Annotated in this window: 18 protein-coding genes and 1 pseudogene; 12 read left to right on the top strand and 7 right to left on the bottom strand. The window is 67.4% G+C overall.

Annotated features, from left to right (window positions below; translation table 11 throughout):
• Positions 1-40 precede the first annotated feature (40 nt).
• From MJ797_RS15710 to MJ797_RS15690, 6 genes are all read left to right on the top strand, one after another.
• Positions 41-946 (top strand): TauD/TfdA family dioxygenase, encoded by a 906-nt coding sequence (locus MJ797_RS15710; RefSeq protein ID WP_239335559.1) that lies wholly within the window; start codon positions 41-43, stop codon positions 944-946.
• A gap of 307 nt (positions 947-1,253) precedes the next feature.
• Entirely contained in the window at positions 1,254-1,334 is an 81-nt protein-coding gene (locus MJ797_RS27520) for a putative leader peptide (protein WP_370652780.1), read from the top strand.
• A 142-nt stretch (positions 1,335-1,476) separates the two neighbouring features.
• Positions 1,477-2,814 carry an ROK family transcriptional regulator gene (locus tag MJ797_RS15705; RefSeq protein ID WP_308128327.1) on the top strand — a complete coding sequence of 446 codons (1,338 nt, stop codon included), beginning with the start codon at positions 1,477-1,479 and terminating at the stop codon, positions 2,812-2,814.
• A gap of 274 nt (positions 2,815-3,088) precedes the next feature.
• Complete coding sequence (locus MJ797_RS15700) at positions 3,089-4,315, top strand: YibE/F family protein (protein WP_239335517.1); 1,227 nt, start codon at positions 3,089-3,091, stop codon at positions 4,313-4,315.
• 283 nt (positions 4,316-4,598) lie between these two features.
• On the top strand, positions 4,599-5,567 hold the full coding sequence (locus tag MJ797_RS15695) for an AAA family ATPase (RefSeq protein WP_239335516.1): 969 nt from the start codon (positions 4,599-4,601) through the stop codon (positions 5,565-5,567).
• Between the two features lie 266 nt (positions 5,568-5,833).
• The gene (locus tag MJ797_RS15690) at positions 5,834-6,214 is read left to right on the top strand and encodes a helix-turn-helix domain-containing protein (RefSeq protein ID WP_239335515.1); all 381 of its coding nucleotides are present in this window, start codon (positions 5,834-5,836) and stop codon (positions 6,212-6,214) included.
• A 369-nt stretch (positions 6,215-6,583) separates the two neighbouring features.
• Here MJ797_RS15690 and MJ797_RS15685 read toward each other — a convergent pair.
• Positions 6,584-6,864, bottom strand: a pseudogene (locus tag MJ797_RS15685) (integrase core domain-containing protein); the annotation flags it as partial.
• 234 nt (positions 6,865-7,098) lie between these two features.
• Here MJ797_RS15685 and MJ797_RS15680 point away from each other — a divergent pair.
• Positions 7,099-9,195, top strand: a complete 2,097-nt coding sequence (locus MJ797_RS15680) for a TerD family protein (RefSeq protein WP_239335514.1) — start codon at positions 7,099-7,101, stop codon at positions 9,193-9,195.
• Positions 9,196-9,481: 286 nt separating this feature from the next.
• Here MJ797_RS15680 and MJ797_RS15675 read toward each other — a convergent pair whose 3' ends face one another.
• A complete protein-coding gene (locus MJ797_RS15675; protein ID WP_374582334.1) occupies positions 9,482-10,993 on the bottom strand; it encodes an ATP-binding protein in 1,512 nt (503 codons plus the stop codon).
• Positions 10,994-11,131: 138 nt separating this feature from the next.
• Here MJ797_RS15675 and MJ797_RS15670 point away from each other — a divergent pair, with 138 nt between their 5' ends.
• Entirely contained in the window at positions 11,132-11,515 is a 384-nt protein-coding gene (locus tag MJ797_RS15670; protein ID WP_239335512.1) for a hypothetical protein, read from the top strand.
• Positions 11,512-11,760 carry a DUF6036 family nucleotidyltransferase gene (locus MJ797_RS15665; RefSeq protein ID WP_239335511.1) on the top strand — a complete coding sequence of 83 codons (249 nt, stop codon included), beginning with the start codon at positions 11,512-11,514 and terminating at the stop codon, positions 11,758-11,760. The genes MJ797_RS15670 and MJ797_RS15665 overlap by 4 nt, the downstream gene beginning before the upstream one ends.
• Here the strand turns inward: MJ797_RS15665 and MJ797_RS27515 are convergent.
• Both MJ797_RS27515 and MJ797_RS15655 read right to left on the bottom strand, forming a co-directional pair.
• Complete coding sequence (locus MJ797_RS27515) at positions 11,747-12,049, bottom strand: PIN domain-containing protein (protein WP_374582332.1); 303 nt, start codon at positions 12,047-12,049, stop codon at positions 11,747-11,749. The genes MJ797_RS15665 and MJ797_RS27515 overlap by 14 nt on opposite strands.
• Positions 12,050-12,111: 62 nt before the next feature.
• Positions 12,112-12,432, bottom strand: a complete 321-nt coding sequence (locus MJ797_RS15655; protein ID WP_239335509.1) for a type II toxin-antitoxin system Phd/YefM family antitoxin — start codon at positions 12,430-12,432, stop codon at positions 12,112-12,114.
• A 145-nt stretch (positions 12,433-12,577) separates the two neighbouring features.
• Here MJ797_RS15655 and MJ797_RS15650 point away from each other — a divergent pair, with 145 nt between their 5' ends.
• The 3 genes from MJ797_RS15650 (at position 12,578) to MJ797_RS15640 (ending at position 14,369) form a co-directional block, all read left to right on the top strand.
• Positions 12,578-13,486 carry a DNA-processing protein DprA gene (locus tag MJ797_RS15650; RefSeq protein WP_239335508.1) on the top strand — a complete coding sequence of 303 codons (909 nt, stop codon included), beginning with the start codon at positions 12,578-12,580 and terminating at the stop codon, positions 13,484-13,486.
• 400 nt (positions 13,487-13,886) lie between these two features.
• Positions 13,887-14,054 carry a hypothetical protein gene (locus tag MJ797_RS15645; RefSeq protein ID WP_239335507.1) on the top strand — a complete coding sequence of 56 codons (168 nt, stop codon included), beginning with the start codon at positions 13,887-13,889 and terminating at the stop codon, positions 14,052-14,054.
• Positions 14,055-14,078: 24 nt separating this feature from the next.
• Entirely contained in the window at positions 14,079-14,369 is a 291-nt protein-coding gene (locus MJ797_RS15640) for a type II toxin-antitoxin system PemK/MazF family toxin (protein WP_255739024.1), read from the top strand.
• 133 nt (positions 14,370-14,502) lie between these two features.
• Here MJ797_RS15640 and MJ797_RS27000 read toward each other — a convergent pair whose 3' ends face one another.
• The 3 genes from MJ797_RS27000 to MJ797_RS15625 are packed head-to-tail and all read right to left on the bottom strand — an operon-like array spanning position 14,503 to position 18,031.
• On the bottom strand, positions 14,503-14,856 hold the full coding sequence (locus tag MJ797_RS27000) for a UBP-type zinc finger domain-containing protein (protein ID WP_255720424.1): 354 nt from the start codon (positions 14,854-14,856) through the stop codon (positions 14,503-14,505).
• 35 nt (positions 14,857-14,891) lie between these two features.
• Complete coding sequence (locus MJ797_RS15630) at positions 14,892-16,358, bottom strand: ATP-binding protein (protein ID WP_239335503.1); 1,467 nt, start codon at positions 16,356-16,358, stop codon at positions 14,892-14,894.
• Complete coding sequence (locus MJ797_RS15625; protein ID WP_239335501.1) at positions 16,355-18,031, bottom strand: FAD-dependent oxidoreductase; 1,677 nt, start codon at positions 18,029-18,031, stop codon at positions 16,355-16,357. Before MJ797_RS15625 ends, MJ797_RS15630 begins: the two co-directional genes overlap by 4 nt.
• Positions 18,032-18,334 lie beyond the last annotated feature (303 nt).

Genomic DNA, 18,334 nt, shown 5'->3' with positions numbered 1-18,334 from the left:
TGAACGACTGGTCAACCCGAACGATCGATCAAGGAGAACAATGACCGTCATCGGTACTGATTTCGACGTCCGGAGGGTCGCTGGACGCATCGGCGCCGAGGTGCTCGGCGTGGATCTTCGCGACGACCTCGGCGACGACACGATCGCTTTGCTCCAGGCAGCGTTGCTGGAGCACAAGGCACTGTTCTTCCGCGGCCAGACGCTGGCTGACGAGAGCCAGCAGCGTTTCGCCGCGCGTTTCGGCGAGCTCACCACGGCGCATCCGACCGTTCCGTCACTGGACGGCAGCCCCAACGTGCTGCGGGTCGATTCGACCGAGGGCCGGGCCAACAACTGGCACACCGATGTCACGTTCATCGTCAGTCCACCGTCCGCGAGCACGCTGCGCAGCATCGTGGTCCCGCCCTATGGTGGGGACACCCTCATCGCGAACTCCGCGGCCGCCTACCGGGACCTGCCCGTCGATCTGCGCGAACTCGCCGACCGGATCTGGGCGGAGCACACCAACGACTATGACTACGCGATACCGCCGGCGAATTCGGAGAAGACGAAGGCCTTCCGGGAGATATTCGTCTCCCGGAAGTACCGGACCGCCCACCCGGTGGTCCGCGTACATCCTGAAACGGGAGAGAGAGGCCTGTTCATCGGCGGTTTCGCGCAGCGTGTCGTCGGCCTGTCCACGACCGAGTCACGGGATATCCTCCGCCTGTTGCAGACCTATGTGACCCGGCCGGAGAACACCGTTCGCTGGCGGTGGGCACCGGGCGATCTCGCCTTCTTCGACAATCGGATCACCCAGCACTACGCGGTGGACGACTACGGTGACCTTCCACGTCTGTTGCACCGGGTGACTGTGGCCGGTGGTGTGCCGGTGGGGGTGGACGGCCGGCGTAGTTACGCGATTGACGGTGACGACGCCTCGCATTACACACCGGTCGCGGTGTAACCAAGTGATGGCCGCTGGAAGTTCGCCCGGCGGCCAGACGGCGCCAGACGGCGCCCCGCGTCGTTGTCGTCGGCCCCGGTAGAACACGCTACCGGGGCCTGGGCAGCCTCGCGACGCACGCACCCCAGCCCCGCTCCTTGACCCACGCCCCTATTACCGGACGCTCTCATTCGTCGCTGTCCGATGTTCATAGGCGCGACTCTCTCAATCCGCCCTGTCACCGGTTCATTCCGATGGCGGGGCGGATTCTTCCGTTTTTCTACTGAACTAGTTGACAATTTTCGTCGATGTGCCTACGGTCAGCGGTATGTGCGGGCACATCTTCCTGGTCGGTCGCGCCCACGTCGACCTGCGTCGAGTGGCGAGCGCGCTCTGTTCGTCGGCCTGACCGGGTCGCGCCATCCAGCGTGACCAGTTGCCGACATTCACGAAGACCGTCGCCCGTACCGGATGTTTCCACGCCGCATTCCGCCGGTTTCACGACCACGGGCGGAGCGAGGAGCGCCCGACGTCCGTCTGCGGTGCGGCCCGTGACCGCAGCGCCGCGGCTGCGCGCTACCGCGGTGCCAGGAGGGCATTCCGTGCCGGTGCACATACAGAGCCAGGTTCCGTCGCGGCCCACCACCGCGGGTCAGCCCGACATCACTGGTTCCGCTGCGGCTGTCCTGCGCGCCGTGCTCGACCACGGGCCGGTGGCCCGTACCCTCATCGGCCGGGCGACCGGGCTGAGCCCGGCGGCTGTGTCGAGGCAGACCGCGGATATGATCTCGCTCGGGTTGCTGCGGGAGGTGCCGGTATCTACCGACCCACCTCGCGCAGGCCGGCCCTTCGTTCCCCTGGACATCGACACCCGGCACCACATCGCCTGCGGTGTGCACATCGCGGTGCCCTTCATCACCTTCAGCCTGGTGGACCTGCGCGGCCGGGTGCTGGCCGAGGAGAACATGCCCCACCATGGCGCGCCCGGCGAGGTGCTCCGCCAGATCGGCGAGCACGTCCCCCGTTTCACCGCGCGCCATTGCCGGGGAAGCCGCCCCGTCGGCCTGGGCGTGGTCACCGGCGGTCGGGTGGATCCGCGGCGCGGGGTCATCCTTGAGCACGGCCTGCTGGGCTGGCGCGACGTGCCGGTGCGTCAGGTACTCGCGGCGGCGACGAGCCTGCCGGTGCACGTGGACGGCCACGCCCGCGCCCTCGCCCAGGCCGAGATCCTGTTCGGGGATCAACGGGCCCGACGCAGCCTGGTGCACCTGTTCGTCGGCAACGTCGTCGATGCGGCGATTGCCACTGGCGGCACAGTGCACCACGGCCGGCATTGTGGCGCCGGGGATGTAGCCCACCTGCAGTTGACGGACGTGCCGGTGACCTGCCCCTGTGGCCGCTCCGGCTGCCTGCAGGCGGCGATCTCGGAACAGACCCTGGTGGACCGGGCCATCCGGGCCGGATTGATCCAAAGCCCAGATATGGCGAGCCTGGTGGAGGTGGCCCGGCGCGGTGACCCCGGGGCGCTGGCGCTGGTGCGCGATCGCCTTCGCATCGTCGGCCGTGTGGTGGCCATGCTCCTGGATATGATCGACCCCGAGGTGCTCGTGCTCACCGAATGCACTACGATCTTCCTGCCGGAACTGCTGGCCGACCTGTACGAAGAGATCGCGGCGCACTCGCGGTTGCGCGACAGCCCCGAGCTCACGGTGCTTCCAAGCAGCTTCGGCCCGCAGGCTCTCGCCGTCGCGGCGGGCGCGGCGGTGCTCGATGCCGTCCATCGCAGCCCACGAAGCCTGAGAGCGACCGACAATAGGGGACGCGGCGTCGCGGGACTGGGGCATGCACCCCGCGTCGTTGTCGACGGTCGCCACCCAACACCGGGGTGACTCCCTCCGCCGCCTCGCGATCCATCCGCCCGGATGCCGCTCCCTGATCGAACGCCCTACTGCCGGAGCCTTTGGGCACGTGTTTGTTTTATGAAGATCATATTGATCCGTCGCGAAGGCCCGGGTCGGCGCGACGCTTCCTGCCACGGAACAGGGAGAGGCCCCTGGCCGCCGGTGGTGCCATGCTCAACGGCCACACTCGGGACCCATGGGGCATGGACACCAGCACAGCGGAGCCGGAGCCGGTGAGACATCGCGGCCAGCCACGATCGCCATGGCGGCGACGGTCGCGCTGTTCCTGATTCTCACTGTGGCCGGCGTGATCATGCTCTGGCCGTCCGGCGGCGCCCGCGAAACCCCCGAGGATCTCCGCGGCCTCGTGGGCGGCAGCAGTCAGCTCGTCGACGCCACCATCGAACGCGCTGGCCGGGGTCCCTGCCCCGACCTGACCGGCGCGGGGGCATCCCAGGGGACCTGCGACCAGATCGACGTCGTCCTGGACGATGCGTCGGGATCCAACGCCCGGCTTCATCTCGACACTCTCGTCGACCCCACCGGGCCGCTCCTGAAGGCCGGGGACAAGGTCCGGCTCGCCCCCACCACCAACATCGCGGGCCAGGCGACCTACTACGTCGCGGACTTCCAGCGCTCCGCACCCATCGGCTGGATCGCGTTTCTCACCGCCGCGGTGGTCGTCGCGGTTGCCCGTTGGCGCGGACTGGCCGCACTTGTCGGCCTCGCCCTCAGCTACCTCGTGATCGTCAAGTTCACGTTGCCGTCCCTGCTCGACGGACATTCCCCCGTCGCGGTCGCCCTGACCACAGGCGCCGCCCTGGTCATCGTTCTGCTCTACCTTGCCCACGGTGTCTCCGCCCGCACGACCGCAGCGCTGCTGGGCACCCTCGCCAGCATGGCCCTTGCCGGTGCCTTCGGTGCTCTGGCGATCGACCTCGCTCGCATCACCGGGCTCGGTTCGGATGAGGACGTGATGCTCAAGGCGTTCGCCGGGCAGCTGAGTCTTCCTGGGCTCGTGCTCGCCAGCGTCATCATCGGCTCCCTTGGCCTGATCAACGACATGACGATCACTCAGGCCGCCGCGGTCTGGGAGGTCGCAGGCGCCGCCCCGCACGCCTCGCTGCGGCACCTGTACGGCTCCGGGATGCGGGTCGGACGTGACCACATCGCGTCCAGCGTCTACACCCTTGTCCTCGCCTACGCCGGCGCCGCGCTCCCGACCCTGCTTCTGTTCACCCTTGCCGACCGCAGCAGCACCGATCTGGCCGCCACCGATCTGATCGGCGCCGAGATCGTGCGGACCGCCGCCGGCACCATCGGCCTGGTTGCCTCGGTTCCCCTCACCACCGCCATCGCCGCGCTCGCCGCACCACGACGACGTCCACCGCCAAGCCCGAAATCCCCGCCGACTGGTACGGACACGGCCGACACAGCCCGTGGCGGTTACCTCGATGCCGACACGCAACCCCTCAACCGCCATCGGTGAGTGGTCGTCCAGACTGCTCGCGGTGCGCGCCGGCATCGCTTGGGCGGCCTGGTGTCCCCTTGTGGCAGCGAGGCTGCGCCTGTCGGGCTATCAGAAATGAATACCGTTATCCTTGCGGTGGCTGTGCGGCTCCGTGGCGCTCGCGACTGCCGTGGCCTTGGTGCCGTGGCCCGCGGGCGGCCGTGGCGGTCGTGCACCTTGGGCCGGCCCGTCGGCGGCCCGACCCTGTGTTCGAATGACCTGATTCGCGGCAGTGCCGCCACAACATCGAGGAAACATCGCCATGAAGATTGCTTTTGTCGGCAAGGGCGGCAGCGGAAAGACCACGCTGTCCTCACTCGTCGCCCGCCACCTCGCCGGCCGGGGCTGCACCGTGCTGGCCCTGGACGCCGACATCAACCAGCACCTGGCGGTTGCCCTCGGCCTCGGCGAGCACCTCGCGGCGTCGATACCCACACTTGGCGACCACCTTGACATGATCAAGGACTATCTGCGCGGTGACAACCCGCGCATCCCGTCCGCCCGCGAGATGGTCAAGACGACCCCGCCCGGCCACGGCTCCCGGCTGCTGACCGTCACCGGGGCCAGCCCGATCCACGAGCGTCTCAGCGTCGACGCGGACGGGGTCCGCCTTATGGTCACCGGCGCGTTCACCGAGGAGGACCTCGGCGTGGCGTGCTACCACTCCAAGGTCGGCGCGGTCGAGCTCCTGCTCAACCATCTGGTCGACGGGCCCGGCCAGCATGTTGTCGTTGACATGACCGCCGGTGCGGACGCGTTCGCCTCCGGGCTGTTCACCCGCTTCGACCACACGTTTCTCGTTGCTGAGCCCACCCGCAAGGGCGTCGCCGTGTACGAGCAGTATCGCGGCTACGCCGCCGATCACGGCATACCGATCTCCGTCATCGGTAACAAGGTTCACGACGAGCGGGACGTGGCGTTCCTGCGTGACCACGTCGGCGACGACCTGCTTGTCCACCTGGAGCAGTCGGGCGCGGTCCGGGCCCAGGAACAGGGCAGCCCGGCCGGCGCGGTCGTCTTGGAGCCCGCCAACATGGCGGCCTTGGACCGCATTGTCGTCGCTGTCGAGGGCACCGAGCGTGACTGGGACCGCCTGCACCGGCAGATGATCGAATTTCATGTGAAGAACGCCCGCTCCTGGGCGAACGACGCGGTCGGCACCGACCTCTCACGCCAGGTCGACCCCGACTTCAGGCTGGATGCCCGCGCGGCGCTGACGGCGGCCGTCTGATTACCTCTATCACCCGATGGCCGGGGCGGCCTGCTCCCATGGGCAAGGGCCGACCGGATGATTGCCGCTTGAGAGGCTCCGGCAGTAGGGCGTTCGATCAGGGAGCGGCGTCCAGGTGGATGGATCGCGGGGCGGCGGAGGGAGGCACCCTGGTTGTGGGTGTCGACCGACGACAACGAGGCGAGGTGCGTGTCCCGGCTCCGTGACGCCGCATCGGGCATTTTGGCGACATCGCCTTCCTGTACCGGCAGGTTGGCTTCACGACCGTGGACCAGGGTCTTGATCTGGTCGAGGCCGTGTATCGCGGACGTCCGGTCGACCCGAAGGCCCAGTACCTGCCCGCCGAGATCGTCGATTCGCTCGGTGCCCCTGCCTCTCAGGAGGCGGATGTCTTTCAGGAGGCGGAGCACTCCGAAGTCGCGCGAGCGCTGGCCGCCGCTCGCCGGCTCGGTGCTGAGGCCGAAGCCGCGCGCCAGCAGATGATGGCTGGGGCGCGTGCGCGGCGGGCCGCCATACTCGATGCACATCGAGCGGGGATGTCAGTGCGGAAGATCGCTGTCGAACTTGGTTGTAGCCCGGCCGTCCTTCAGGACGCGATCCGTACGGCACGCGGCGAGACGGCTGTGCCCGACGGGCGGGGCTCGTAGACCGGTCGTAGTCTTGCTGGCAGTGAAGATCGACTGGGCTGGACCTGGATCATGGCGATCGGAACGAGGCCCGAACGAGGCCCGCCAGTCCGACGAGACACCCCTGATCGGCGTTTGTTTGTTGTCAGGTACGGTTTTCGGCCGGATAGGTGTACCTGACGACAAACTAGCGCCGATCTTGTCGACCGGCGCCCGTGGAAACCGATGCCGACGGAAGACGGATACCGGTAGAAACGGTACGGTCTGCCCGATATATTCTCAGTGCAGATGGTCCTGCCCGTCTGCGGGCGGCTGACCGGGCGCTGCACCCGACTTGCAGTGGGAGGTTGGAGGTGTGAACCATTCCGGGTTCTTTAGAGACCGGGATCCTTACGCTTCGGTCAGCATAGTAGCCTCGTCTTGCAGGTAGTAGAGGGCCTCGAACTCGGCGGGCGGCATGTTTCCGCAGCCGCTGTGGATCCGGCGGTTGTTGTACCATTCGATCCATTCGAACGTCGCGAGTTCGACGTCGTCGAGCGTTCGCCACGGCCTTCGCCGATTGATCAGTTCTGTTTTGTAGAGGCCGTTGACGGATTCGGCCAGGGCGTTAATGCTCATATAGATGTCAAGCCGTACGAGATGCCGCCGACGGACGGCGTGGCGCCGGCTTCGGTCGCGGAGCCGTAGGCTCCGGAAAGTTCAGCCCTTAACATACTACTTTGCCTGCTTTGTCATGATTTGACTGTTTTGTACGGACGGCTGGGGGCGCTCGATCCTGGTGTCACTTCTCTCCTTGTTGTGTTTGTTTGGCTATTGATGGCCTATTGTAGATCGAATGATCGATCTCCTATTATTAAAAGTTCTGGCTGTATAGTTTCGCTATGTGCGCTGCGACGGTTGCAGCCATGCGCAAGGGGGGAAACGTAACCCTCAGTGCCCTGGCTGACGAGCTTGGTTCGGTCTCGGTCATTCTTGAATGGGCTGCTGAGAAGGAGCATCCGCTTGACGCGGATGTGAGCGTCCTGCTGCTCGGAGACGACGGGAAGGTCCGCTCGAACGACGACTTCATCTTCTACAACCAGCCGTCCGGGGCAGGTGGGGCGGTTAGGCTTCGGGGCAAGACGTCCACTGATGAGGAGCGGTACACAGCCTTCATCGGCGTCGTCGACATCGACATGGACGACGTCCCGGACAGCGTCGAGCGGGTGCTCCTCGCCGCCAGCTTGGACGGCGGCGAGGGTGATGGCTTCGGCCGGCTGGAGTACCTGCGGCTACGGCTACTGCGGGGGTCTGACGCGGCGGAGCTGCTGCGCTACGACGTCACGGATGCCTCCACCGAGACCGCGTTCATGCTCGGGGAGGTCTACCGTCGTGCCGGGCAGTGGAAGTTCCGCGCGGTCGGCCAGGGATACGACACCGGTCTGGCGACGCTTGTCACCGAATACGGCGTTGAGGTCGACTCTGACGAGGACGACAGCCCAGCGCCCGAGCGAGCCGAACCGGCGGAGCCCGTAGGCGCGGATCCCACAGCCGGCGGCACCACCAGCGCAGGGGCAGCCGCTCTCAGCGGCGGGGGTCTGGCCGGCGTGTCCCGCCCGCCGGCCGGTCGGAGGGAGCGGCGGACCCAGACGGTCACCACGAAGAAACGCCGGCCCGCGCGGCGGCTGTCGACGGCACGGCGGCTGGATGCCGGAGATGCGGAGCAGCGGTGGCAACCGGCGAGGCTGTTCCCTGTTGCGGGTATCGGTGGTGCGGCGGAGCAGGAACGGCGCGCGACGTCGGCGTTGCTGGCCGTCGTGGGTTCGGTGCGCGAGTTTGGTCGGGCCTTGACAACCCGGTTCGGGGCGCCGGCTGGGCAGGTTGAGACGTTCATCGAGGTGCCATTCAGTCGGAGCGACGAGCCGTACGTGCCGGACGGGTTAATCAGGGTGACCCGGGGGCAGCGGACCTGGACCGCGCTGGTGGAGGTGAAGACGGGTGCGGGTGAACTCCGCTCGGAGCAGGTGGAGGCCTACCTCGACATCGCGCGGGAACAGCGGTTCGATGCTGTACTCACGATCTCCAACCTGATCACGGCGGCCGATGAACGTCATCCCATCGCTATCGACGGACGGAAAACCAAGAAAGTCGGTGTCTGCCATCTGTCGTGGGCGGAGATAAGATTTCGCTGCCAGTTTCTGATCGAGAATAGGTCGGTGGCGGATGCCACGCAGGAATATATTCTCAGCGAGTTCCTCCGCTACCTCGACCACGCCCGCTCCGGCGCGGAGAAGTTCGACGACATGGGGCCTCACTGGGTGACCGTGAGGGACAGCGTCGTGGCGGACACGCTGCGACCCACAGACAGGGGATTGCCTTCTGTCGCCGGACGTTTCGACCAGCTTGCTCACTATCTGTGCCTGCACCTGGGTGGGTTGCTGGGCATCGAGGTCATCCCCCAACTGAACCGTCGTGTGGATGCGACCCGGCGGCGACAGATGCTGGCCGAGGAGCTGTGCCGCAACGGCATACTGTCCGCGATGTTGCGGATCCCTGGTGCGGTCGGCCCGGTGACCGTTACCGCCGATCTGCGGGCGGGCCGGGTCGTGTGTTCGGTGAGTATCGACGCTCCTCGTCAAGGACGTCCGCTGACCCGCGTGAAGTGGATTACGAGACAGCTCGGGGAGGCCAACGGGAATCTGCGGGTTGAATCGTTCGAGCAGGGGTCGCGGGAAGCTGCCCGAGCCGAGCTTCTCGCCTTGGTACGCCAGAAGCCGGAAATCTTGATCACTGATCCAGCAGGTGAGATCCGGGCTTTCCGTATTTCCCTGAGCGCTCCCCTCGGTACGAAACGCGGTGTTGGGAGGGGCACGTTTGTCACATCGGTGGTGGACACGTTGGAGAGGTTTTACGAGGAGGTGGTGCAGAATATGCGCGAATGGCATGACTCCGGCGAGGCTAACCCGACAGGCACTGGCACTTCGAGCGCGGAAAAACAGCCCCATACGAGGAGGGCTGATTGACCTGCTCGGGAAGGCCATATCCGCTTTTGCGACGCCGTGCATGCCGGAGGCGAACAAGCGCGGCGGCGCAGGCGCAGGCGGAACGGCATGGCCGACGTACGGGGTCCTGGCTGGTCTGGCGGCAGTTGAACGGCCGCCAGGTACCGGTCGCCCGTGGGTATCGTCGTAGAAATAATGATATAACTCTTCGAGAGTGAAGATATGCTGTGAGTGACGCGATGTTGGAGATTCCGGTTCCACGTGTTTGTCACCGGCCGGAAGCGAGTGCGTCCACGGTGCTTGGTCGTCACCTGCGGTCATGCACCCTCGAGGGCGGCGAACCGCTGTCTTGGTTTGTGCCCGGTGACGGCTGTCGGTAGAGATCGTCGAGGCCGACCAGGATGATGTCGGTGTCCTCCCCGGCGAGTCTCCGGAGTTCCGCGCTGAATCCGGCGCCGCTGTAGCAGGTGAGTTTCGCGGTCTGGGCGCCGAGGCGTCCCTGCCCGACGAGCAGGGCGCGGATCCGTCGGAGTCGGGCGAGATGGCCCACGCCCATGGTCTCGCCCCACTTCGCCTCGCCGATCGTGATCAGGGGCGTCCGGTTGTCATCGTCGAGACCGAAAGCGACGACGTCCAGTTCGTGGCTGGTCTTGTTGGCCGGGTCGTTGACGGTGCCCGCGCCGACACGGTTGGGGTAGTCGCCGAAGCGCTCGGCCGGTGCCAGGTGCCGGGTCCAGTGGCGGCAGATATGTCCGAAGTGCGGGCCCAGGACGTTGCCGACGAACCTGCGTTGGCTGCGTTGCCATAGTCCGGTGGCGTCGCGGGTGTGTTCAAGGTCGGACCAGATCGGGCGCATCACCGCGTGGTAGAAGGTCAGGAGTGGCTCGGCGATCCGGAAGTTGGTCCGGTTGTTCCTGAAGACATCGGGTTCACGTATGATCATTCCGCAGTCCTCGAGGACGGTCAGCGGATGGGCGAGGTCACCGGATTTGCGGCCCAGGTAGGAGGCGATGCCGCCGCGGTTGTTGTTACCGGCCGCGATCGCCGCGAGCACCGAGTGATACAGGCCGGTGTCGTGCAGGTCCGGTTCGTCGGCGAGTAGATACCGGGCCTCGCGGAACAGCGGGCTGGTGGGGGAGAGCACAGTGCGGGTGGCCCAGGGGTCGAAGTCGTCGGGGCCCGCGGGCGTGTCGTCGCGGGCGAATTCCCGGCGGTAGGCCGGGGTGCCGCCGACGATCGCGTTGACCTTGAGGGCGGTGGCCGGGTCGTCGATTCCCCAGAATTCGGCGGCGAGGCGGTGGTCGAGGGTCGGTACGACGAGCTCGAGGCCTGCGCGTCCGCGCAGTGGTGCGTTGCCCCCGAGCAGCCGGCCCATGAAGGACATGGCTGATCCGCACAGCAGGAGGCGGGTGCGGCTGGTGTCCCGTTCCGCGCGCAGTGGGGCGAGTGCGTTCTGGATGACGGACGGCAGGCTCGGATTGGCCTTGGCCAGGTATGGGAACTCGTCGATGACGACGGGGACGCAGCGGTCGCGGCCGAGCGCAAGCAGGGCGTCGACGACCGAGTGCCAGGTGTCGAAGACCAGCGGGGCCGGGGTGCCGAGATGGTCGGCGAGGCTGGCGCCGATCCGGCGGAGCGATTCGCCGTCGGCGGCTTCGTCGGCGGCGAAGTAGAAGCCGCCGGTCGCCTGGCACAGCGCCCGCAGGAGGAAGGTCTTGCCCTGGCGGCGGCGTCCGGACACGATACCGAGCGTGGCTCCGTCGCCCGGATCGGTGGCGAACGCGGCGAGCGCGGTCCACTCGTACTCCCGGTCGAACATTTCGCCCGGCCTGCGCGGCAGCTGCACCGCAGTGATCCCCCGTCCGCGCGCCTTGCAGAACTCGACCTATGATAACTGCACTTATGATAGAGCGGTGCCTGTCCCGGTATCCTTCCCGGTGGTGCTCGCGAAGGATCGGTGGATGGTGATGTCGCCGTGCGAGGCCCGGTCACGTACGGCGACCGTGTCTTCGCCTGGTTCGGGACGTTCGGCATGATTGATGACTACTCCAGCGTGCTCCGGCGCGAAGGGGCCGCGCGAGCCGCCGCCATGTGGTTGCCAAGCCCTTGTCCGACGGGTGATCGACGGGTTGACGCGGCCCTCGCCGCGCTCGGCGAGCACCTCGCCCGCGGGGACGGATGGCCGGCGCCGCCATGGACCCGAGAGACCGCGAGGGAGGCAGAGCCGTGGTGGTTCGTCGCATCCTTGCGCGGGATGCACCCACGAGCGTTGGTCGAGTCGCCCCTGGCCTTCCGTAAGCGCGGAGTTTTCATCACCTCCGGCGCGCTGGAGCGGGTGTGACAGCCGGACTTGGCCGAGCTGAGATCAGCTTGTTGCTGGCGGAACTGGACGTCGAGCTCGCCCGCCTCGGAGCACGCGCGGATGTCTTCCTCGTCGGCGGCGCCGCTATGGCGCTGGCGTACGACGCGGCACGCTCGACGCGTGACCTCGACGCGGTGTTCCTGCCGACAGATGTCGTGCGCCGAGCGGCCGAAGTCGTCGCCAGCAGGCACGGCCTGTCCGAGGACTGGCTCAACTTGTCGTAGGTGATGAGGTGGTGGAGGCTGTCGCGGCGAGGAGGGCGGTGGCCAGATGGATGGCGTCCAGCGAGCGGAGAACCGCTGGGGGCAAAGCGAGCGCGAGGTCGAGGACCGTCGCCGTCACCGACACGGCGGGGATGGTGCTGTCGCCGATCTCGATACGGTCCGACCGGCGGACGGCACGGGTCGCGACGTCCGCCGGGCCGATCGCGGTCAGGGCCCGCGCGGCCTCGACGGTGGTCAGCGCGGACGTGAGAAGCTCGCGGTCGGGGTGTGCGTCGAGATGTTTGACCAGCGCGTCCGTTTCCGTCTCACGGCGGAGGAGCTTGACGACCGCACTGGTATCCAGATAGATCGCTAGCGTTCGTCCTCGCGCGTGTCGTGCAGAACGTCTGTGGCGGTCCTGCCCGCCGGGACCGAGGGCAGGCCTTGTGCGGCGCTCGCCACGGCCGCGGCCGTGGCGTAGCCCGTCGGGGGAGGTTCAGGGATGAGGCCGTCCCATACCCAGCGGGCGACCAGGCGTTGGGTACGGGCGATAGGGATGATCTCTGCGATCGGTTCCCCGCCGCGCGTCACCACCAGCCGCTCGCCGTGCTCGACGCGGTCGAGCACGCTCGCCGCGTGACGACTGAGATCGCGAGCGTTGATCGATGCCTGCCCAACTGTCATGCCTGACATGATCGACTTCTGTCAGGCGCAGCGTCAAGCGTCAACTGGCCGGGGTAGTCCACGAGCGCGATGTCGGTGTATATTCGCACGTATGTTCGGTTGCATTGTGAGGCGGCTACGATCCCGCGGTACTCGCGTCCACTACGCTGGCGGCGTGGCGCAGCCGGGCATCGAGGAGCAGGCAGAGCTCGTCGCGCTGCTTCGAGAGCGACCGCGCGGGCTCAACTGGCTCCAGCTCGCCGGTGTTGTCCTGGAGAACGGGAGCGTCGCGGCGGCGCGGGCACAGCTCGTCGCTGAAAGCCTCTTCGGCGACGACGACCACGCCACACTGCTCGACGAAGCGCGGGGCGAGGTCCGTGCCTGGCATGCAGCCGGGCTGGAGTTCCTCTCGATCGTCGATGAGTGCTATCCGGCCCGCGTCCGCGACATCCACGAGGCTCCCCCGTTTCTGTTTGCCCGCGGCCGTCTGCTTGCCGACGACAAGGCCGTCTCCGTCGTGGGTTCGCGCGAGGCGTCGGAGCGGGGCCTCCAGATGGCCAGGTCCATCGCCGACGCACTGGTTTCGATGGAGCTCACCGTGGTTGCCGGTCTCGCGGCGGGGATCGACACCGCTGCCCACGAGACCACCATTGCCAGCGGTGGACGCACCGTGGCCGTCATCGGTACTGGGATCAACAGGTGCTACCCAGCCGGCAACCGCGGACTTCAGGAGCGCATCGCGGAGACGGGGCTGGTGCTGTCACAGTTCTGGCCAGATGCGCCGCCTCAGCAGCACAACTTTCCGATGCGTAACGCGGTGATGTCCGGCTACGGCATCACCACGATCGTCGTTGAGGCGGGGGAGCGTAGCGGCGCCCGCATTCAGGCCCGGATGGCGGTGCATCACGGCCGGCCCGTGATCCTGACCGATCTCGTCGTCAACAGCACCCAGTGGGGCAGGGAACTCGTCGGTCATCCCGACGTCTACGTCGCATCGTCGATCGCCGAAGTGAGAGCCGTGGTCGAAGAGCTTGCCGAACGTCCGAGCCGACTGGAAGCGGTTCTCAGTCAGATCACTGTCTGATGGTCACCCGCTCGCCCGCTCTTGACACACTCCGCGACCTCGTTGGCAGAACGGGAAGCCTGTTCCTCCGCAATGCGCGATGGGTACCCGGAGTTACTTGCAGCACCTGCGCAGGTATCCCAAACCCGGGCTTCCCCACCTGCTATAGGTGTGCCGAGCGAGTAGGTAGCGTCGGGCTGGCAGATCACCTCGGATTCGTCACCTACGCGTGGCCGAGGGCGCAGTCGGGGCAGACGATGCACGCCTACAAGCGCGGCGGTGCCACGAGCTATCAGCTAGTTGCGTCTCTTCTGACCTACGCCGTGGTCGCGCACTGGAACTGCATCTCGTCCTGTCTCCCAGCGGCGCCGGCTCTCGCCATGTCCTCCTGCTGGAGGACACCTGGGTCGGCGGAGGGCGTTTGCAGTCGGCGTCCGCCGTACTCAAGGCTGCGGGTGTCGATCAGGTCACCGGGCTCTCGGTGGCGCGATGGCTTGATCCGGGCGGAGAACCGACGAAGCTTTTCATCGAAGGTCTCAAGGAGAACTTCGATCCCGACGTATGCCCGTACACGGGCACGCACTGCTGACGATTCGAGGGCTCCCAGGGCCGGATGAGACGCTGTTGCCAGGAGCCTCTGGCCCTCGTGGTGTCCTCCCGCTTCCACCTGGCTCTGACCGGTGGTGCGCTGGTGAGCGTCCTTCCGCCGACCGCTCGGGAGCGGCCTGGCTGGGTCCATCGGGTCCGGATCGACATCTCCGGGAAGCCCACCAGCTGGGCCATCACTGAACAGGTCCGTACTGTCTCGGCCAACCGGCTCACCGGTCGCGGTCCGCTCTACCGGCTGAACGTCGAGCAGATAGCCAAGGTACGCACCGTGCTGGCCCAGATGATCGACTTCTGAACCGGGCTTTCAGAACGTGACCCTTCATGGAGGCGATGATCGGCGTTTGTTTGTTGTCAGGTACGGTTTTCGGCCGGATAGGCGTACCTGACGACAAACTCGCGCCGATCTTGTCGACGAACGGCAGCCGCCCTCAGCGCAGCTGCTCCTGCCAGTCGGCGGGTACCCGGCCGGCCGGGCCGGGCGTCGGTTGGCCCAGTGGGTGATGCTCGGGCGGCGCCAGCGGCGGCCCGTCGTAGTACTGCTGGGTCTGATAGTCCCAGAACCAGGTCTCGCCTGGCTCGAAGCTGCGGATCAACCGATGTCCGGTCGTGGTCGCGTGCGCGCTCGCGTGCTGGGAGGGGGAGGAGTCGCAGCAGCCGATGTGGCCACAGCCGGCGCAGCGGCGCAGATGGAACCACCACCCGGGGCCGTTACCGGCGGTGCATTCGGCGCAGCCCGTCCCGCTCGGTGGCGCAGCCGGGTCGATCGTGCTCACCTCAGCCATCTGGCTGGCTCCCTTCGGTCATGTGCCTCGCCCGGTCATACGGCCGGTTCGTCGGCCGGTTCGGCAGGCAGCCGGACCCGGAACCGGGTGTCACCGGGCACCGACTCCACCGACAGGTCGCCGTGGTGTTTGGTGACCACGATGCGCCAGGAGATGTCCAGGCCGAGACCGGTGCCTGCACCCACCGGTTTGGTGGTGAAGAACGGTTCGAAGATCCGGCCACGGATCTCCGGTGCCACGCCCGGCCCGGTGTCGGCGATCTCGACCACCACGTGGTCGACGCCCAGGTGCTCCTGGCTGGGTGCCGTGCGCACGGTCAACGTGCCGACGCCGTCCATGGCGGCGACCGCGTTGTCGATCAGATTCGTCCAGACCTGGTTGAGCTCGGCGGCATAGGCGGGGATCTTCGGTAGGGCCCGGTCGTACTCTCTGACAACGGTGACGCCATCGCCGATCTTGCCGGCGAGCATCACCAGGGTGCTGTCCAGCAGCTCGTGGACGTCGACCCGCTGGTACGGCGCACGGTCCAGCTGGGAGTACTGCTTGGCGGCGGCCACCAGGGTGGAAATTCGGGTGGTGGAATCCTCGATCTCGTTCATGAGCAGCTCGGTTTCGACCGTGTAGTTCAGCCAGCGGACGGCACCTTCACGTATCGCGTCGGGGACGCTGCCCGCGACCTGCTCCAGCCAGGGCAGGTCCAGACCAGCCTGGACGAAGGTCGGGGCGAGATCCCACCCACCGGCGATACCGTGATCGTCGAGCCAGTCGGTGACCGCGTCCTCCCGGTCGCCGGCCTCCAGCGGAGTCAGCGCGGGTGCCTTCGCGACCCGCTCCACCGCCTCCTCCTGCAGCCGGATCAGGGTCTCCAGGGTGGCCCGGTCGTACGGGCCCGAAGCGATCAGAGCGAGTTTGTGCCGCATCCCGGCGACCCGTTCCCGCAACGTCGAGGCCGCCCGTACCGCGGCGGCGGCCGGGTTGTTCAGCTCGTGGGTGAGCCCGGCGGACAACGAGCCCAGCGCCAGCAGCCGCTCCCGCTGACCGATCGCCTGCTGGGTGGTCCGCATACCGAGGAACAGCCCCTCCAGCATGTGTACGGCCATCGGGAACCACTCCCGCATCAGCCGCGCCAGCGCGTCCGCGGGGAGCACGAAGAAGCGCGAAGGCTCACTGACCCGCAACGATGCGGTGTAGACCTGCGGGACACGGTCGCCCAGGTAGGCCTGAAAGGCACCCGCGTACACACCGCGCTGAGACGTGCGGCTGATCTCCACATCGTCGGCGCCGACCCGCCGCGACAGCACCAGCGCTCCCTCGATAAGCACATAGAAGCAGCTGGCAGGCTCGCCTTCGGCGTACACCGGTCCTGATTCGATGAACTCGACATGTCCGTCCGCGTGCAGCCGGGCCAACTGCTCCTCGGTGAGTTTCTCGAACAGGAACAGCGTGCGGAGCTCGTCCGGGCCGCACGCCGTTGACGGGGCGCTCCGCGCCGGGCCGGTCATCGCTTGTCCAGATACCGGTGGACCAGGGTGACGGCCATGGCGCCCTCACCGACCGCGGACGCGACCCGCTTCACCGACTCGGCCCGCGCGTCCCCGGCCACGAAGACGCCCGGAACGCTGGTCTCGAGGTGGTACGGATCCCGGTCCAGGGACCATCCGCGCGGCCGTTGGCCGTCGACCACGAGGTCAGGGCCGGCAATGACGAATCCGCGGCCATCACGGACGATCACACCGTCCAGCCAGTCGGTGCGCGGTGCCGCCCCGATGAAGATGAACAGCCACTGCGCGTCGACCGTCTCCGTGGCACCGGTGGTGTTGTCCCGGATCGTCAGCCGCTCCAGGTGCTGCGTGCCGTGGCCGGCGAGCACCTCGGTACAGGTCCGCACCGAGATCGTCGGGATGCCGGCGATCTGCTCGATGAGGTAGTGGGACATGGACGCTTCCAGCGACGGGCCGCGGACCAGCATGACCACCGAGCGGGCGTGCCGGGCGAAGTACACCGCCGCCTGCCCGGCGGAGTTCGCCCCACCGACGATGTGGATATCCTGCCCCGCGCAGCCGGACGCCTCGGTCAGCGCGGAGCCGTAGAAGACGCCGCGCCCGGTCAGCGGCTCCAGCCCGGGAGCTGCCAGCTGCCGGTAGGACACACCGGTCGCCAGGATGACCGTGTGGGCGTCGATCTGTCCTCCGTCGGCGAAGCGCACGGTTCGCCCCGAGCCGTTGACCTCCAGGCCGACGACGTCACGGGCGGTGAGTACCTCGGCGCCGAATTTGGCCGCCTGCCGGCGGGCGCGGTCGGTGAGCTGCGCCCCGGAGACTCCGTCGGGGAAGCCGAGGTAGTTCTCGATCCGTGAGCTCTGGCCGGCCTGGCCACCGGTTGCGGTCCGCTCGACCAGCACGGTCCGCAGCCCTTCGGATGCGCCGTACACGGCCGATCCCAGGCCCGCCGGGCCCCCGCCGATGACGATCACGTCGTAGAAGTCGGCGGCGGGCGCGGTGCTGAGCCCGACCCGGCCGGCGAGCTGCGAGTCGGTGGGCTCCACCAGCGCCTCACCGCTTTCGGTGATTACGACCGGGAGGGCCGCGCCGTCCGTTCCGGCCGCGGCCAGCAGGCGCTCGCCTTCCGGTTCGTCCGCGAGATACCACCGGTAGGGCACCTGGTTGCGGGCGAGGAAGTCCCGGACCTCGTGCGATCGCGCCGACCAGCGGTGGCCGACAACCTTGGTCTCCGGCACGGGCCGATGGTCCGTGGCGCGCCAGACGTCGAGCAGGGCGTCCACGACCGGGTAGAGCTTCTCCTCCGGCGGATCCCACGGCTTGAGCAGGTAGTGGTCCAGGTCGACGACGTTGATGGCGTCGATCGCGGCATCGGTGTCGGCGTACGCGGTCAGCAGCACCCGCCGGGCCGTGGGGAACAGGTCCATCGCCTGCTCAAGGAATTCGATGCCGTTCATCCGCGGCATGCGGTAGTCGGCCAGGATCACCGCGACATGGTCACCGCGCAGCTTGAGCTCGCGCATCGCGTCCAGCGCCTGTTCGCCCGAATCGGCTCGGATGATCCGGTGGTTCTCGCCGTACCGCCGTCGCAGGTCCCGGCTGACCGCGCGGGAGACGCTCTGGTCATCGTCTACGGTGATCAGTGCCGTACGCACGGCCGACCGGGGCGCCGTCATGGATAACCAGTCAAGCACGGGTAGCCCGTCCCCGGCAGGTCGCCGCGGCAAGGTCATTCGCGGGTGTGTGGGCCGGTATTGTCCCGTGCTTCATCTCCGAGTCTTCAATCGGCTGCGGAACCCCTCTGATCACCGCTATCGGGGTTACCGGAACCTCAGGGCCCGCCCAGACCGGCATCCTCCAGGTCCAGGTCGCGTTGCAGGCGTCGACGTGTCGTATCGCTGACCTGGTGGGCGTCATACAGGCGGCGTAGCTCGGCGCTCTGCACGGCGATCACCTCGCGCCGCAGCTCGTGGTGGGAC

The sequence above is a fragment of the Protofrankia sp. CiP3 genome, from assembly GCF_917627345.1.
Lineage (GTDB): Bacteria > Actinomycetota > Actinomycetes > Frankiales > Frankiaceae > Protofrankia.
The sequence above is the reverse complement of the archived record's forward strand: the minus strand, read 5'-3'. Positions and strand labels throughout refer to the sequence as shown.

Excerpts from the sequence above, each read along its gene's own strand:
- MJ797_RS15710 (WP_239335559.1), top strand. The coding sequence starts at position 41 with ATGACCGTCATCGGTACTGATTTCGACGTCCGGAGGGTCGCTGGACGC.
- MJ797_RS27520 (WP_370652780.1), top strand. The coding sequence starts at position 1,254 with ATGTGCGGGCACATCTTCCTGGTCGGTCGCGCCCACGTCGACCTGCGT.
- MJ797_RS15700 (WP_239335517.1), top strand. The coding sequence starts at position 3,089 with ATGGCGGCGACGGTCGCGCTGTTCCTGATTCTCACTGTGGCCGGCGTG.
- MJ797_RS15695 (WP_239335516.1), top strand. The coding sequence starts at position 4,599 with ATGAAGATTGCTTTTGTCGGCAAGGGCGGCAGCGGAAAGACCACGCTG.
- MJ797_RS15680 (WP_239335514.1), top strand. The coding sequence starts at position 7,099 with ATGCGCAAGGGGGGAAACGTAACCCTCAGTGCCCTGGCTGACGAGCTT.
- MJ797_RS15675 (WP_374582334.1), bottom strand. The coding sequence starts at position 10,993 with ATGTTCGACCGGGAGTACGAGTGGACCGCGCTCGCCGCGTTCGCCACC.
- MJ797_RS15655 (WP_239335509.1), bottom strand. The coding sequence starts at position 12,432 with ATGTCAGGCATGACAGTTGGGCAGGCATCGATCAACGCTCGCGATCTC.
- MJ797_RS15640 (WP_255739024.1), top strand. The coding sequence starts at position 14,079 with ATGAGACGCTGTTGCCAGGAGCCTCTGGCCCTCGTGGTGTCCTCCCGC.
- MJ797_RS27000 (WP_255720424.1), bottom strand. The coding sequence starts at position 14,856 with ATGGCTGAGGTGAGCACGATCGACCCGGCTGCGCCACCGAGCGGGACG.
- MJ797_RS15630 (WP_239335503.1), bottom strand. The coding sequence starts at position 16,358 with ATGACCGGCCCGGCGCGGAGCGCCCCGTCAACGGCGTGCGGCCCGGAC.
- MJ797_RS15625 (WP_239335501.1), bottom strand. The coding sequence starts at position 18,031 with ATGACGGCGCCCCGGTCGGCCGTGCGTACGGCACTGATCACCGTAGAC.